Below are 13,393 nucleotides of genomic sequence, written 5' to 3' on the forward strand. Positions count from 1 at the left end.
GGCCATGACAACCCGCCCCGTGCGGCGCTACCTTCGACAGGACAGCGCGGCACAGGGCGGGAGGTCCGGTGAAGACGGAGAAGAACGAGGCACGAGCAGGACTGCTCTACGGGATCGGCGCCTACGGCATGTGGGGACTGGTCCCGCTCTTCTGGCCACTCCTCAAGCCCGCCGGCGCCCTCGAGATCCTCGCCCACCGCATGGTGTGGTCCCTGGTCTTCGTCGGCGTCGCCCTGCTCGCGCTGCGTCGCTGGAGCTGGATACCCGAGCTCATGCGCAGCCCGCGCAAGCTCGGCATGATCACCCTCGCCGCCGCCGTCATCACCGTGAACTGGGGCCTCTACATCTGGTCCGTGAACACGGGCCACGTCGTCGAGGCCTCCCTCGGCTACTTCATCAACCCGCTCGTCACCATCGCCCTCGGCGTCCTCGTCCTGAAGGAGAGGCTGCGCCCCGCGCAGTGGGCGGCGGTCGGCGTCGGCCTGTCCGCCGTGCTCGTCCTGGCGGTCGGGGCCGGGCGCCCGCCGTGGATCTCGCTCACCCTCGCGTTCTCCTTCGCGGTCTACGGCCTGGTGAAGAAGAAGGTCAACATCGGCGGCCTGGAGTCGCTCGCCGCCGAGACCGCCGTCCAGTTCCTGCCCGCCCTCGCCTACCTCGTCTGGCTCGGGACGCAGGGCACGCTGGCCTTCGGCTCCCACGGCGCCGGGCACACGGCGCTGCTCGCCGCCACCGGCATCGTCACGGCGGCCCCGCTGGTCTGCTTCGGTGCGGCGGCGATCCGCGTCCCGCTGTCCACGCTCGGGCTGCTCCAGTACCTCGCGCCGACCTTCCAGTTCGTTCTCGGGGTCGTCTACTTCCACGAGGCGATGCCGGCGGAGCGCTGGGCGGGCTTCTCCCTCGTCTGGCTGGCCCTGACGGTCCTCACCTGGGACGCGCTCCGGACGGCCCGGAAGAGCCGTGCGGAGGTCGAGAGGGCGGCCGCGGCCGCCCGCGCGGAGACCGCCCCCGCGGCTCCCGCGGCCTCCGCCCCCTGACGCCTCCGCCTCCTGACGCCTCCGCCTCCTGACGAGGGTCACGCGCCCAGCAGGTCGTGCTCCCGGATCAGCCAGCAGACCGCCGTCAGGTGCAGGGTCGCGAAGTCGTGGCCGACGGGCTCGGTCCAGTCGGCCTCGGTGAGCCGGTCGGTGAACCCGAGGACGTAGTCGGCCAGCTCCTCCCGGCGGACGGTCCGGCCCTCCGGGCCCCGCCGGGCCGGGAGCAGCGCGTCGCACACGGCCGCCGCGTGCTGGTCGACGGCGGCCACGAGGCCCGGCTCCAAGGAGAACTCCGAGAGCCGGGGCATGTACGTGGCGGCGACGTCGATCAGCGGACCGCCGGGCGAATCGTTCATTCCTCCACATTAGGGTCGTACTCGGCAGTTGAGACCGTGACGTTGCTCGCAGCGCGAAAACCGGTGGCCGCGCCCGGCGGCCGCGCCGCAGTCTGTGGCCCATGGAAGAACCGAAGTACCGGATCCGTGCTCTGCACACCGAGCGCACGATCACCGTCTACCAGGCCTACCGGCCCGGGATCGGCCTCCCCGCCGCCCGCGACGGCCGCTTCCCGGAGTCCTGGAAGCGGGACCGGATGACGTGGATCAAGCCGTCGTTCCTGTGGATGATGTACCGCTGCGGCTGGGGCGAGAAGGAGGGCCAGGAGACCGTCCTGGCCGTGGAGATCACCCGCGAGGGCTTCGAATGGGCCCTGCGGAACGCCTGCCTCTCCCACTACAAGCGCGGTTTCCACACCGACCAGGCGTCCTGGAAGAGGCAGTTGCGGCAGGCGCCGGCCCGGGTCCAGTGGGACCCGGAGCGCGACCTGCACCTGAGGCCCCTCGCGCACCGCTCGCTCCAGCTCGGCCTGGCGGGCGAGGCGTCGCGGCGGTACGCGGACGAGTGGACGGTCTCGATCACCGATGTGACCCCGCTCGCGCACGAGGTCCACGGCCTGGTCCGGGCCGGCGACCTGGAGGCCGCCGCCCGACTGCTCCCCCGGGAGGAGCCGTACAAGGAGCCGGCGGGCCTCCTGGACCACCTGAGGGCGGACCACCTGAGGGCTCGGGCGCCGGAGCCGGCCGAGGCCTAGGCCCGAGCTCCGGCCCAGGCACAGGCACAGGCCCCGGCCTAGGCTCCCGCGATGCCGAAGTTGAAGTCGCCCGTCCCGAGCACCCCGTAGAGCCGCAGCCAGATCGGCATGAGCTGCTCGGTGGCGCGGGCGCTCGACAGCTCGCCGAGGTCGATGATCCGGTCGGCGGCCCAGCCGAAGGAGGCGAGCAGTTCCGCGACCACGGCCTTCGCGTCCGCGTCGTCTCCGCTGAGGAACACGTTGTGCTGTCCGGGGACCCGGCCGGGCTCGACCATGACGGTGTTGGTCATGGTGTTGAGCGTCTTGACGACGCGCGCCTCCGGGAAGGCGCTCTGGAGGTGCTCGGCGACGCTCCTGCCGTCGGGCAGGCCGACCTTGGGCGGGAAGCCCTCGGAGAAGTCGAGCGCGTTCGACACGTCGACCAGGACCTTGCCGTTCAGGTTCTCGGCGCCCGCGGCCTGGAGGGCGGCGAGGGAGACGAGCCCGCCGGTCGCGTTGACGACCAGCTCGGCCGAGCCGGCGGCGTCGGCGAAGGTCCCGTGCGTCCCGCCGTGCTCGCCCGCCCACTTGGCGGCGTCGGCGTTGTCGGCGGTACGGGACCCTATGGCGACCTCGTGCCCGAGGGAGACCAGCTTCGTGGCGAGCCTGCGTCCGACCTCGCCCGTTCCCAGTACGGCGATCTTCATGTGCGTGCGCTCCTTCGGAGGGGGTCGACTGCCGGGCAGGCCGACCCTATGACGTACGAGCTCGGTGTTCCCGCACCTTGTGCCGGTTTCCGCAGCGATCCATCGAGCACCAACGGCGGCGCCCGGGGCGGGAGGTGTCGGCGAACAGCAACGCGCAGTCGTCGGCGCCGCATTCCCTGATCCGGTCGGCGTACGGTCCGGTGATGAGCTCGACGGCGTCGCGGGCGAGCGTCGCGAGGAGCCCGGTCCCGGTGGCGCCGGGGGCCCACGCGCGCGTGCCGTCTTCCTGGACCAGGGCGACGAGGGGCGGCTCCGCGGCGGCGGCGTTGAGCACGGCGAGCGCGCCGGGGTCGAGGCGCTCGCCCCGGGCCTGCGCGAGGGCGAGCCCCCAGAGGGCGTCCCGCACCTCCCGTACGGCCGCGAGCTCGGCGTCGGTGACGGCGGGGTCGAGTCCGGCGGGCAGTCGGCAGTCCCTCACCCATCCGAGGAGGCCGTCGACGCGGTCGAGCACCTCGTACCGGCTCGCGACGGGCCCGGGGCCGCCGGTGAGGAGGAGTTCGAGGCAGAGCGCCCCGGCGTCGAAGCGGAAACGCTGTCCGTCGCGGTGCAGAAGTGTCATTCCGGTGGCGGCCCGAGTCATGTAACTACTATAAAGAGTTACATGACTCCGATGCACTGGAAGCTCGTCATCGACAGCGCCGACCCGCACGCGCAGGCCACCTTCTGGGCCGCCGCCCTGGACTACCTGGAGGAGGACCACGACGCCCTCGTGCGCCGGCTCCTCGACCTCGGCGCGGCCACCCCCGAGGTGACCCTCACCCTCCACGAGGGCACGCCGGCCGAGCGCCTCGCCTGGCGCGACCTCGCCGCCGTCCGCCACCCCGACGACCCGCACGACCCGAACTCGGGCACGGGCCTCGGCCGCCGGATCCTCTTCCAGCGCGTCCCGGAGGCGAAGACCGTCAAGAACCGCCTCCACCTGGACCTCCACCCGGAGCCGGGCACCCGCGCGACGGAGGTCGCCCGCCTGGAGGGCCACGGCGCGAAGGTCCTGCGGAACGTGGACCAGCCGGGCGGCTCCTGGACGGTCATGGCGGACCCGGAGGGCAACGAGTTCTGCGTCCACTGACGGGCCCTAGGCCCGCCGCACCACCTGGGCTCGGCCCGCTCGACCGAAGCCCGCCCGTGGACGTGGACCAGAGCGAGGTGGAAGAGGGACGGGACAGGCGCAGCGTCGCCGACCTGCTGTCCGCCCCCTGGGCGCTCTGACGGGAGCCGTCGCCTTGGCTCTCGGGGCGGGGGTGCTTCGTGGGTTTCTGGTGGGACCGCCCTCTTTCCGAGAGTCGCTCCTTCCGGCGGCGCGTCAAGGGCAAGTCGGCTTCGCCGATGGGCTGCGCCCACCCTTGACCCGCCACCTCCAGGAGCGAAAGACCTCTCGGAGGGCGGTCCGGGGGTGGGGGTCCACGCCGGGGCGCCGGGGGCCGCGTCTCGCCGTAGGCGGGTGGAGGGTTGATGGGTGGGTGGCGAGGCCGGGCATCGGCGGGCCGGGTGTTGGCCCTGGCGGCGGAGTGGGTGGGGGCTGGGTTCGTAGCCGGGGTGGGTGGGACCGGTTCTGTCCATTGGGCGCGCAGTCGTTGAATGGGGCGGCTCGGCAGGGTTTAGCGGCTGTCGGTCGTCGGGTTGTGGGGCTTCAGGCCCCGCTGGTCATTGCCGGTGGGTGGTGGGGTGCGGATAACTCCGCGCTACTCCCGGTAACGACCCTCAACCAGGGCCCCAAAAGGGGCACATCACCCATACACGTCGAGTTACTGCGGGAAACCACCCCCTACAGCGACCAGCGGGGCCTGAATCCCAGCCGGAAGACGACCGACACCCGCTAAGCGCCGCCGGGCCGCCCCATTCAACGACCGCGCACCCCGACGAGACGGAACCGGTCCCACCCACCCCGACTACGAACCGAGCCCCCATCCACCCTGCCGCGCGGCCGGCACCTGCCCAGCCGATGCCCGGCCTCGCCACCCACCAAGCACCCTCCACCCGCCTACGGCGGGAAGGGGTCTCGGCGCCCCCGCGTGGACCCGTCCCCCCGGCCGCCCTCCGAGTGTGAAAAGGCGGGCTCCGGCGCCGGGTCAAGGGTGGGCGCAGCCCATCGCGCAGCGACGCGACGAAGGAGCGCCCTTGACGCGGCGGTGGAGGACGCCACACTCGGAAAGAGGGCGGCCGCACCAGAAGCCCACGAAGCCGGATGACCCCGAACACCCCACCCCGCCCCGCCGCATCAAGACGGGGCGGGGGACGCAGGACCTACTCGCCGGAAGCGGCGTACGTCACGAACCCGGCCCAGGCGGCGGGGCCGAGGGCGAGGTGCGGGCGCTCGATGTCCTTGGAGTCACGGACGTGGACGGTGCCGGGGGTGGCGGCGACCTCGACGCAGTCGTTGCCGTTGCTACTGCTGCTGTAGCTGCTCTTGAACCAGTCCAGCTCGGGGGTGCCGATCATGTCTCTCCCAGCAGTTGCTCGATGAAGTCCCGTGACTCCACAGGAGTGAGGGCCTTGGAGCGGATGATGCCATAGCGAAGGTCCAGGATCCGGAGTCGTTTGAGGTCAGAGACCGGACGACCATTGAAGTCGCCGTCGCTGCGTCCCACACCGGTGCCGTCCCCAAACTTGAGGATCTCGATCAGCCCGGCCGTCCCGGGGTGATCGGCGTGCTCGGTCGGCATCACCTGGATCTCCACATTGGGCAAATCGCCCACCTCCAGCAGACGTTCGAGCTGACGGCGAAGTACCATCTTGCCCCCGATCGGCCGCTTCAGCGTCGCCTCTTCCTGGATGAAACTGAACTCAGGCCCCGGCCCCTTTTCCAGGACCCCCGTGCGCTGCACGCGTGCCGCCACGTACCGCTCCAGCTCCTCCGACCCGTACGCCGGACGCCACGTGCGGAGCAGCGCACGCGCGAACTCCTCGGTCTGCAGCAGGCCGTGGATGTTCGAGTTGGAGTAAAGACTGAACTCGACCGCCCGCGCCTCCAGCTTCGCGAGACTCCGCACCTGCTTCGGATAGCGGACCTCCTCCACATCCCTCTTCATCGCCGAGATGAGCCCGCTCGCCCCCACCGCCTCGTCCGCCTTGTCCAGGTACTCCGGGCGCGGAATGCGGGCCCCGCGTTCGATCTTGCGGATCAGGTCCTCGCCGTAACCGATCAGCGTCCCGAACTCGACGGCGCTCAGCCCCTTCGACTCCCGCCACAGCTTCATCTGGCGGCCGACCGCAGCCACGACCGCCGCCCCCGATTCATCCCCCGGCTCCACCTCCCAGCCCGCGTCCTCTGTCCCCGCGCCGTCCACCTCGTCCACGCTCATGCGTGCCCACCTCCTTCGGCAGAGCCCTTCCCGGAGCGCCGCGCGGGACAGTCGGGACAGGGCCGGACAGACGCGGGACAGTAACCGTACGTAAGGGCGTGTTCGGTGGGCAGCGTAGGCACACCCCTCCACCCTGGGTGGCATGAACGAGGAACCCACCCAACTCTTGGCATCCGTACGCCAATTCGGAATCCAGCTCTCCGCGACCCCTCGCGGCGCCCGCCTCGCCCGGTTGCTCACCGTCGAGCAGCTGCGTTCCTGGGAACTGGAGTACGTGGCCGAGCCGGCCGCGCACATCGTCGCCGAGCTCGCCGCGAACGCCGTGACGCACGGGCGCGTGCCGGGCCGGGACTTCCAGCTCGCGATGTCCGCCGCCGGGGGCACCCTCCGTATCGAGGTCACCGATACGCGCGGTGACCGACTCCCCCGCGCAGGGCATCCGGCGGCCGTCGAGTCGGGGCGCGGGCTGCTCATCGTGGAAGGCCTGGCGCGGAGCTGGGGCGTACGGCCCGGGCCCGTACCGCGCAAGACTGTGTGGGCCGAACTGGCCCTGTCGTAGCCGTCCACGACGCGGGATCCCACGTCGCGGGCGGCCGCGACGTAAAAGATTCAAAGCCCGGGGAAATCCCCCACCCAAACCCCTCCAGCCTCCCCACCGCCCACCCGTCACTCACACGGGTGACTTGGGCCAACTAGGCTGGATTTGCGGCTGGTTGCCTGGCATACGCTCGCGGCGACAACTCCAGACATGCGTCGGCCCCCGACCGGAGTAGGATCCCGTCGAGGGCCTGACCACGAGGAAGATTTCGAGGCTCTTCCTGATGGCTTCCCAGCACCTTAGCGCGCCCCCGCCCGCCTCCGGGCTCGTTCACGTCAACGTCCGGCACGACACCCACTACGTGGTCGCCGGCAACCACCTCGCCCAGCACCGCAAGCTCACGCTGGAGGCGAAGGGGCTCGCCCTCTACCTCCAGTCGCTGCCCGCCGGGGCCTCCGTCGGGATCAAGGCGATCGCGGCCGCGCATCCCAACAGCGAGCTGCTCGTCGCTCGCGCCCTGCGGCAGCTGGAGGCGTTCGGCTACCTGAAGCGGGTCAGGGGAACGGCTGCCGGACGGCCGGTTCGTGCACCGGACGATCTCGTACAACCGGCCGGGGGCTGAACCGAAGCCCGCGCGTACGACGACACCGCCGCCTCCGCCCGCACGGAAGGCGCCCCCGCCGCCGCCCCTGCCGCTCGCGGAGCGCCACCGCGCCGCAGCCGCCCTCCTCGCGGAGCTGCGCGTCCACGACCCCCGGCTGCTGCTCTCGGAGCGCGACGTCCACCGTCTGGCCCCGGAGGTCACCGCCTGGCTCGACCGGGGAGCCCACCCCGACGCCGTCCGCCGCACGCTCTGCGCGGACCTCCCCGACCCCGTCGCCCACCCGGCCGCCCTCCTCACCCACCGCCTGAGGACCCTGCTGCCGCCACAGCTCCCCACCGCGCCGCCACCAACACCCCCGTCAGGCCCCCGCTTCATCGAGTGCGACGACTGCGGCCACCCCTTCCCACCCCCGACCCCCGACGGCCTGTGCACGAAATGCCGCACGGCCGCGAGAGCCGCCGCATAGGCCCTCTCTTTCGGGGCTTGCCGGGCCCGCAAGCGCGTCGCCCGCTTGCGTCTTCAACAGCATGCGGGTTTGCGCGTGCAGGTGTTGGCGTCCAGGCAGCGCCTGACGCATCCTGGAATCAAGGCCAAATTGCGGGGACTCCCGCATGGCGCTGTCGAGTCCGGACGCAGCCTGACGCCGTGCCTGAGCTTCCCTGGACAACCGAAGGGACTCACTGATGTCCAGGGTCAGGTTGAAGTGTCAGGGAACGATCCCAGGTCCTCCGTTCCTGAACGGCAAGACGATCGAGGGAACGGTCGGCCTCGCCCCCGATGACCTCTCGCTCTCCGGGGAGGTATGGGAGATGCGGACGGTCTCAACGGACGACAAGGGCCGTCCTGTCGTCGTCTTGAGGTGCGAACCTGGCTCCTTGCACCAGTACAGTCGGTGCGCTGGCGGAGGAGAGGAGCCCCCAGTGCGCGAGAGGGACGACAACGCCGATGGCCACGACCGGCGGGCCGTGGCCATCAGGTGGATACAGGCCTTGCTGTTCGGAGCCGTTGTCCTGCTGTTCGGATTCCGCATCTGGGGGCGAGACAGCGGTGGTTCGAGCTCGATCGTGTTCGGGCTGACGGCCGCATCAGCACTGTCCATCGGCGTGCTGGAACGCTACCGGGCAAGCGCCGCCAAGCGATCTCGGTGACTCACCTTTCAGTCGGCTCAAGTTCCTTGGGTGCGACGGCAGGTGGCGGGCAGCGGGCTCAGGATGCCGGCCGGTAGGTCGCGATGATCACTCCGCTGCTGGTGGGGCGGGCGTCCGCCAGGTGGAGCCTGGTCATCGGTGCGTCGTCGGTGAACAGCTTCTTGCGGCCCTCGCCGGCCACCACCGGGTGGATCAGCAGGACGAGTTCGTCCAGGAGGCCCAGTTCCAGCAGGGAGCGCACCAGCGTCGGGCTGCCCGCGACGGTGATGTCCTTGCCCTCGCCCGCTTTGAGTTCCTTGATCGTGGCCGTCAGGTCGCCCTTGACCAACGTGCTGTTGGCCCAGTCCTCGACGCTGTCCAGCGTCGAGGAGACGACGTACTTGGGCGACTCGTTGATCCACCGGGCGAAGCCGGCGTCTTCGCCGCTGGTCACCGTCGGCCAGTATCCGGCCCACTCGGTGAAGGTGACGCCGCCCAGCAGGATCGTGTCGGCCGTCTCCAGTGTGCGGGCCAGCGCCTGGCCCATCTCCTCGTCGAACTCGAACTGCCACTCGTTCGGCGACTGGACGACGCCGTCGAGCGAGACGAACAGACCCGAAACGACCTTGCGCATGATTCCTCCACGACGAGAATCCCTGGTTGTCGGCTACGCCAGGGACACTAGGCCGCGGCTCAGGGGCAGGTCTTGTACAGAAGCGACAGCGGCTCCGTCTCGTCCGGTGTGCTCAGCTGGGTGGCGGTCCGCCCCACGTACCGCTTCAAGGACCGCGCCAGGTGCGGCTGATCGAAGTACCCCAGCCGGTGCACGACCTCCTGGGTCGGCAGACCCTCCTGGATCAGCACCGCCGCCTGGCGGGCGCGGTGGATCTGCCGGATGGCGCCCTGGGTCAGGCCGGTCGCCGCGACGAAACGCCGTTGCAGGGTCCGCTCCGAGACCTCCGGGCCGGTACCGCTGAGCACCGCGGGGACGACCGGATCCACATCCACGATCCCCTCACGCACCATCCGGCGCACGAACGCCTCGGCGTTGTCGTAGTCGGGAACGTGCCACGCCGACCCCTTCAACCACAGCGACCGCCGGGTCACATCGGGGATCGCCGCGTTGCCACCCACCAGCCGGCTGACAGGGATGTGCGGCATCGAGGTGCCCAAAGCGAAACTGATCCCGAAGAAGACGGCGTCATCAGGGACCGGAGCGAGGGACGCCTGCGCCTCAGGACCCAACACCGCTGCCTGCACCTCACCTTGGTGCTCCCAGAACACCAGCTCCCAGTGAGCCGTCGCGACTGACATCATCCGGCCGACGTCGTCGCTGCTCCGGCTGCGCCACACCCGCTCGATGTACGGCAGCTCCGACGCCCGGCTCTCGATCACCAAACCCACGTGCGGTCTCCCTCCCCGACCACCCACCCCACCCGGACCGCCAGTGTGGCATCCGGCCGGGCGAGGCAGCCCGTGAGGAGGATCTGAGCGGCCCCGGGTGCCCCGAAGCCGCGCCGTGGGGAGCGCTAGCGTGGGGAGCGCTACCCCAGCCACTCCCCCGCGCGCATCACGACCCTGCCCCGCAGTTCCGGTACTCCGTTCCAGGCGCGGACCGTCCGCGGCACCACTCGCAGGTACGTGTAGGGGGTCTCTTCCGTTCTCGGGTCCCAGCCGAACTTGGCCGCGAACGCCTCTGCCGCTTCCTTCGGCACCTCCCGCGCGGGGTAGCACGTCGCCTCGCCCTGCAGCAGGACCACGTCCAAGGCGTCCGGCAGCGCCAGCCGTACGCGCGGTTCCTCGCGGGCGTTGCGCACGGTCGCCGAGTTCGCGCCGGTGCACATCCATGCCGCCTCGCCGTCCCACAGGAACCACAGGGGCACCTGGTGCGGGCCGTGGTCGGGGTGGGACGTCGACACCCAGATGTCGCGCTCCGAACCGAGCCGCTCCAAAGCGTCCCGCTTGCGCTCCGCCGTGGTGCGGGGAGTGATCTTCGTTGGCTGCATGGGCGCCGACCCTAGCCAGCGGATTCATGGTGCGCATGGGGCGCAAGTCCTAAGCCCTCGGCAGGACTGTTCGGTGAGCGAACATGCCTGACCGGTTTCCGCTCTTGACGCGACGTCAAACTCTCGCTGAACATTCAGCACGCACAGCAGCACAACTGCGCAGCACTGCACACCAGTTCAGCTCCAGCGCCTCGTGGCTCCGCCGCCCGGGGCGTCTCGCACGTTCCGTCCCATCCCCGTTCGGAATCCGGAGCCCCCACATGAACATCTCCGTGCCCAGACGCGCCACCGCGGCCGCCGCCCTCGCGGCGCTCGCACTCGCCGGACTCACCGGCACCAGCGCCTCCGCCAGCCCGGCCGCGGCCGCCGCCGTCACGCCGCCCGACATCTCGCTCGCCAACGTCAAGCAGCACTTGGCGGACCTCCAGTCGATCGCCACCGCCAACGGCGGCAACCGCGCCCACGGCCGTACCGGCTACAAGGCCTCGATCGACTTCGTGAAGGCGAAGCTGGACGCCGCCGGCTACACGACCACGCTCCAGCAGTTCAGCTACAACGGCGCCACCGGCTACAACCTGATAGCCGACTGGCCCGGCGGCGACCCGAACCAGGTCATCATGTCCGGCTCACACCTGGACTCGGTCACCGCGGGCCCCGGCATCAACGACAACGGCTCCGGGTCCGCCGCGATCCTGGAGACCGCGCTCGCCGTCTCCCGCGCCCAGCTCCAGCCGACGAAGCACCTGCGCTTCGGCTGGTGGGGCGCCGAGGAGCTGGGACTCGTCGGCTCGAAGTACTACGTCAACAACCTTCCCAGCACCGAGCGTTCGAAGATCAGCGGTTACCTGAACTTCGACATGATCGGCTCGCCGAACCCGGGCTACTTCGTCTACGACGACGACCCGACGATCGAGCAGACCTTCAAGACCTACTTCGCCGGGCTCGGCATCCCCACCGAGATCGAGACCGAGGGCGACGGGCGCTCGGACCACGCGCCCTTCAAGAACGTGGGCATCCCGGTCGGCGGGCTCTTCTCCGGCGCCGACTACGTCAAGACCGCGGCGCAGGCGCAGAAGTGGGGCGGCACGTCCGGCCAGGCCTTCGACCGCTGCTACCACGCGTCCTGCGACACCACGGCGAACATCAACGACACCGCCCTGGACCGGAACGCGGACGCCATCGCGTACGCGGTCTGGAACCTGTCCTCCGGGACGACGACCCCGCCGACCGGCACGGTCTTCGAGAACACCGCGGACGTCGCCGTCCCGGACAACGGCGCCGCGGTGACGTCCTCCGTCACCGTCAGCGGCGTCGCGGGCAACGCGCCCTCGACCCTCAAGGTGGGCGTGGACATCGTGCACACCTGGATCGGCGACCTGGTCGTCGACCTGATCGCTCCCGACGGCTCGGTCTACAACCTGAGCAACCGGGCCGGCGGCAGCGCCGACAACATCAACCAGACGTACACCGTCGACGCCTCCACGGAGGTCGCCAACGGTGTCTGGAAGCTCCGCGTCCAGGACAAGGCCTCGGCCGACACGGGTTACATCAACGGGTTCAAGCTGACGTTCCCGTAAGCCCGTGAGGCCGTGAGGCCGTAAGCCCGTAAGGCCGTAGCAGTCCCCGCAGAACTCCCGGGCGGGTCGGTGAATTTCGCCCCCGACCCGCCCGGGGTCCCAACTCGACCGCTACTTGCCGGAGTTCGCCGCCTGCACCAGCGCGTCCTTCGTCACCGCGCCGACGTAGACCTTGCCGTCGTCGGTGAGGAGCGCGTTCACCAGCTTCGTCTTGAAGACGGTGCCGGAGCCGAACTTCCCGCTGACCTTGTCGCCGAAGGAGTCCAGGAAGCCCTGGACCTCCTTCGGCGCATCGTCGGTCTTGGGCGCCGGCGCGCCGGTGTCGAGCTTCGCGATCGTCGTCCAGCCCTCGCCGATGACCTCCGGGCCGCCGCCCTTGCCGAGGTCCTTCCCGAAGACGTCACCGAGGCCCGGGATGCCCTCCTCGAAGCCCTTCGGCAGGTCGCCCGGGGCCGGGACCTCCTCGCCCTTCTCGAACTTCTCCGCCGCGCCCTCCGTCACCTTCGCGCCCTTCGGCGCCGTGAAGGCGAACTCGGAGGCGGCCGGCTTGCCGAAGTCGACCTTCGTGAAGCCCGCGTCGACGACCGGCTTGCCGCCCTCGACCGAGGAGAGGGTGAACTTCAGCGGGGTGCCGTTCGCCGCGTCCACCGCGATCTTCACCGACTCGACCGTCGAGCCGGACTGCTTCGGCTTGATCACCAGCTGGTACGCGTCCCGGCCGGCCACCTTCGCCGTCCCGTCGACCGTGATCGACGTGGTGTCGCCCGCGGCCTTGAGGACCTCGTCGGCGAGCTGCTTGGGCGTGCCGGGGAGCTTCTGCTCCTTCTCCGGGGCACCGGACGACGCGCCCTTCTCGTGGAAGGCCTGGTTCGACTTGCTGTCGTAGCCCCAGACGTCGTCGCCGTTGTGGATCAGGCTGTACTCGTCGGAGCCGTCGAGCAGGGTGAGCCGCTGGCGCTCGGGGCCGTCGGCCGCGACGCGCAGGGTGTGGCTGCCCGAGACGAGCTCGGTGAGCTTCTCGGACGGGTCCGCCGACGCGGAGCCGCCGTCCATGCCCCCGAGGCCGGACGCCAGGCCGCCGAGGGCCGGCAGACCCAGGTCGGTGGAGATCTTGAACGTGCCGGACAGGGTCTGGGTGTCCGAGGCGGCGATCTTCTCGATGAGCTGCTGGGCCGTGATCTCCGGCAGGTCCGGGTCGCCGGACGCGGCCAGCGCCGGGACGAGCCCGATGGTCGCCGCGGCCACTCCTGCCACCGCGACCGGGACGATGAACCGGCTCGCCTTACGGGTCTCTGCCATGGTCTCCGCTACCTCCGTGCCGTGCTGCCCCTGTGGATGATGTACCCATCTCACCAAGACGCGGGCCCGG

General features: G+C 70.6%; 17 protein-coding genes. 8 read left to right on the forward strand and 9 right to left on the reverse strand.

What is annotated here, in order from left to right; all coding sequences use genetic code 11:
* The first annotated feature begins 128 nt into the window (after nt 1-128).
* Nucleotides 129-1,034, forward strand: a complete 906-nt coding sequence (gene rarD / locus GGE06_RS23000; protein ID WP_246532708.1) for an EamA family transporter RarD — start codon at nt 129-131, stop codon at nt 1,032-1,034.
* 38 nt (nt 1,035-1,072) lie between these two features.
* On the opposite strand, the gene GGE06_RS23005 is transcribed toward rarD, so the two are convergent.
* Nucleotides 1,073-1,390, reverse strand: a complete 318-nt coding sequence (locus GGE06_RS23005; RefSeq protein WP_116159415.1) for a DUF6401 family natural product biosynthesis protein — start codon at nt 1,388-1,390, stop codon at nt 1,073-1,075.
* Nucleotides 1,391-1,491: 101 nt separating this feature from the next.
* Between GGE06_RS23005 and GGE06_RS23010 the strand changes: the two genes are divergently transcribed.
* The gene (locus GGE06_RS23010) at nt 1,492-2,124 is read left to right on the forward strand and encodes a DUF4291 domain-containing protein (RefSeq protein ID WP_184931568.1); all 633 of its coding nucleotides are present in this window, start codon (nt 1,492-1,494) and stop codon (nt 2,122-2,124) included.
* A gap of 38 nt (nt 2,125-2,162) precedes the next feature.
* Here GGE06_RS23010 and GGE06_RS23015 read toward each other — a convergent pair whose 3' ends face one another.
* Together GGE06_RS23015 and GGE06_RS23020 are read right to left on the reverse strand one after the other, a co-directional pair.
* Nucleotides 2,163-2,810, reverse strand: coding sequence for an NADPH-dependent F420 reductase (locus tag GGE06_RS23015; RefSeq protein ID WP_116159417.1), 648 nt, complete (start codon nt 2,808-2,810; stop codon nt 2,163-2,165).
* Between the two features lie 46 nt (nt 2,811-2,856).
* Complete coding sequence (locus GGE06_RS23020; protein ID WP_246532684.1) at nt 2,857-3,450, reverse strand: CGNR zinc finger domain-containing protein; 594 nt, start codon at nt 3,448-3,450, stop codon at nt 2,857-2,859.
* 30 nt (nt 3,451-3,480) lie between these two features.
* Here GGE06_RS23020 and GGE06_RS23025 point away from each other — a divergent pair, with 30 nt between their 5' ends.
* Nucleotides 3,481-3,939, forward strand: coding sequence for a VOC family protein (locus GGE06_RS23025; protein WP_181924867.1), 459 nt, complete (start codon nt 3,481-3,483; stop codon nt 3,937-3,939).
* A gap of 1,175 nt (nt 3,940-5,114) precedes the next feature.
* Here GGE06_RS23025 and GGE06_RS23030 read toward each other — a convergent pair.
* Nucleotides 5,115-5,309, reverse strand: coding sequence for a DUF397 domain-containing protein (locus GGE06_RS23030; protein WP_184931569.1), 195 nt, complete (start codon nt 5,307-5,309; stop codon nt 5,115-5,117).
* Entirely contained in the window at nt 5,306-6,172 is an 867-nt protein-coding gene (locus GGE06_RS23035) for a helix-turn-helix domain-containing protein (RefSeq protein WP_184931570.1), read from the reverse strand. Before GGE06_RS23035 ends, GGE06_RS23030 begins: the two co-directional genes overlap by 4 nt.
* Nucleotides 6,173-6,314: 142 nt before the next feature.
* Here GGE06_RS23035 and GGE06_RS23040 point away from each other — a divergent pair, with 142 nt between their 5' ends.
* From GGE06_RS23040 to GGE06_RS23055, 4 genes are all read left to right on the forward strand, one after another.
* Nucleotides 6,315-6,731, forward strand: a complete 417-nt coding sequence (locus GGE06_RS23040) for an ATP-binding protein (protein ID WP_184931571.1) — start codon at nt 6,315-6,317, stop codon at nt 6,729-6,731.
* 262 nt (nt 6,732-6,993) lie between these two features.
* Nucleotides 6,994-7,332, forward strand: coding sequence for a hypothetical protein (locus GGE06_RS23045; RefSeq protein ID WP_184931572.1), 339 nt, complete (start codon nt 6,994-6,996; stop codon nt 7,330-7,332).
* A complete protein-coding gene (locus GGE06_RS23050) occupies nt 7,295-7,780 on the forward strand; it encodes a hypothetical protein (RefSeq protein ID WP_184931573.1) in 486 nt (161 codons plus the stop codon). The genes GGE06_RS23045 and GGE06_RS23050 overlap by 38 nt, the downstream gene beginning before the upstream one ends.
* 217 nt (nt 7,781-7,997) lie before the next feature.
* A complete protein-coding gene (locus GGE06_RS23055; protein ID WP_184931574.1) occupies nt 7,998-8,462 on the forward strand; it encodes a hypothetical protein in 465 nt (154 codons plus the stop codon).
* Nucleotides 8,463-8,520: 58 nt separating this feature from the next.
* On the opposite strand, the gene GGE06_RS23060 is transcribed toward GGE06_RS23055, so the two are convergent.
* The 3 genes from GGE06_RS23060 to GGE06_RS23070 all read right to left on the reverse strand — a co-directional run bounded on the left by GGE06_RS23060 (nt 8,521) and on the right by GGE06_RS23070 (nt 10,447).
* Complete coding sequence (locus tag GGE06_RS23060; protein ID WP_184931575.1) at nt 8,521-9,075, reverse strand: dihydrofolate reductase family protein; 555 nt, start codon at nt 9,073-9,075, stop codon at nt 8,521-8,523.
* Between the two features lie 59 nt (nt 9,076-9,134).
* Nucleotides 9,135-9,845, reverse strand: a complete 711-nt coding sequence (locus GGE06_RS23065) for a helix-turn-helix domain-containing protein (protein ID WP_184931576.1) — start codon at nt 9,843-9,845, stop codon at nt 9,135-9,137.
* A gap of 140 nt (nt 9,846-9,985) precedes the next feature.
* Nucleotides 9,986-10,447 carry a pyridoxamine 5'-phosphate oxidase family protein gene (locus tag GGE06_RS23070; protein ID WP_184931577.1) on the reverse strand — a complete coding sequence of 154 codons (462 nt, stop codon included), beginning with the start codon at nt 10,445-10,447 and terminating at the stop codon, nt 9,986-9,988.
* 260 nt (nt 10,448-10,707) lie between these two features.
* Between GGE06_RS23070 and GGE06_RS23075 the strand changes: the two genes are divergently transcribed.
* Nucleotides 10,708-12,024, forward strand: coding sequence for a M28 family metallopeptidase (locus tag GGE06_RS23075; protein WP_116159428.1), 1,317 nt, complete (start codon nt 10,708-10,710; stop codon nt 12,022-12,024).
* A gap of 111 nt (nt 12,025-12,135) precedes the next feature.
* Here the strand turns inward: GGE06_RS23075 and GGE06_RS23080 are convergent, their stop codons facing one another.
* Entirely contained in the window at nt 12,136-13,323 is a 1,188-nt protein-coding gene (locus tag GGE06_RS23080; RefSeq protein WP_184931578.1) for a LolA family protein, read from the reverse strand.
* Nucleotides 13,324-13,393: the final 70 nt, after the last annotated feature.

It is taken from the genome of Streptomyces nymphaeiformis, assembly GCF_014203895.1.
Classification (GTDB): domain Bacteria; phylum Actinomycetota; class Actinomycetes; order Streptomycetales; family Streptomycetaceae; genus Streptomyces; species Streptomyces nymphaeiformis.

Bases quoted from the DNA above. Each gene is read 5' to 3' on its own strand.
- rarD (WP_246532708.1), top strand. From the start codon at position 129: ATGTGGGGACTGGTCCCGCTCTTCTGGCCACTCCTCAAGCCCGCCGGC.
- GGE06_RS23005 (WP_116159415.1), bottom strand. From the start codon at position 1,390: ATGAACGATTCGCCCGGCGGTCCGCTGATCGACGTCGCCGCCACGTAC.
- GGE06_RS23010 (WP_184931568.1), top strand. From the start codon at position 1,492: ATGGAAGAACCGAAGTACCGGATCCGTGCTCTGCACACCGAGCGCACG.
- GGE06_RS23015 (WP_116159417.1), bottom strand. From the start codon at position 2,810: ATGAAGATCGCCGTACTGGGAACGGGCGAGGTCGGACGCAGGCTCGCC.
- GGE06_RS23020 (WP_246532684.1), bottom strand. From the start codon at position 3,450: ATGACTCGGGCCGCCACCGGAATGACACTTCTGCACCGCGACGGACAG.
- GGE06_RS23025 (WP_181924867.1), top strand. From the start codon at position 3,481: ATGCACTGGAAGCTCGTCATCGACAGCGCCGACCCGCACGCGCAGGCC.
- GGE06_RS23030 (WP_184931569.1), bottom strand. From the start codon at position 5,309: ATGATCGGCACCCCCGAGCTGGACTGGTTCAAGAGCAGCTACAGCAGC.
- GGE06_RS23035 (WP_184931570.1), bottom strand. From the start codon at position 6,172: ATGAGCGTGGACGAGGTGGACGGCGCGGGGACAGAGGACGCGGGCTGG.
- GGE06_RS23040 (WP_184931571.1), top strand. From the start codon at position 6,315: ATGAACGAGGAACCCACCCAACTCTTGGCATCCGTACGCCAATTCGGA.
- GGE06_RS23045 (WP_184931572.1), top strand. From the start codon at position 6,994: ATGGCTTCCCAGCACCTTAGCGCGCCCCCGCCCGCCTCCGGGCTCGTT.
- GGE06_RS23055 (WP_184931574.1), top strand. From the start codon at position 7,998: ATGTCCAGGGTCAGGTTGAAGTGTCAGGGAACGATCCCAGGTCCTCCG.
- GGE06_RS23060 (WP_184931575.1), bottom strand. From the start codon at position 9,075: ATGCGCAAGGTCGTTTCGGGTCTGTTCGTCTCGCTCGACGGCGTCGTC.
- GGE06_RS23070 (WP_184931577.1), bottom strand. From the start codon at position 10,447: ATGCAGCCAACGAAGATCACTCCCCGCACCACGGCGGAGCGCAAGCGG.
- GGE06_RS23075 (WP_116159428.1), top strand. From the start codon at position 10,708: ATGAACATCTCCGTGCCCAGACGCGCCACCGCGGCCGCCGCCCTCGCG.
- GGE06_RS23080 (WP_184931578.1), bottom strand. From the start codon at position 13,323: ATGGCAGAGACCCGTAAGGCGAGCCGGTTCATCGTCCCGGTCGCGGTG.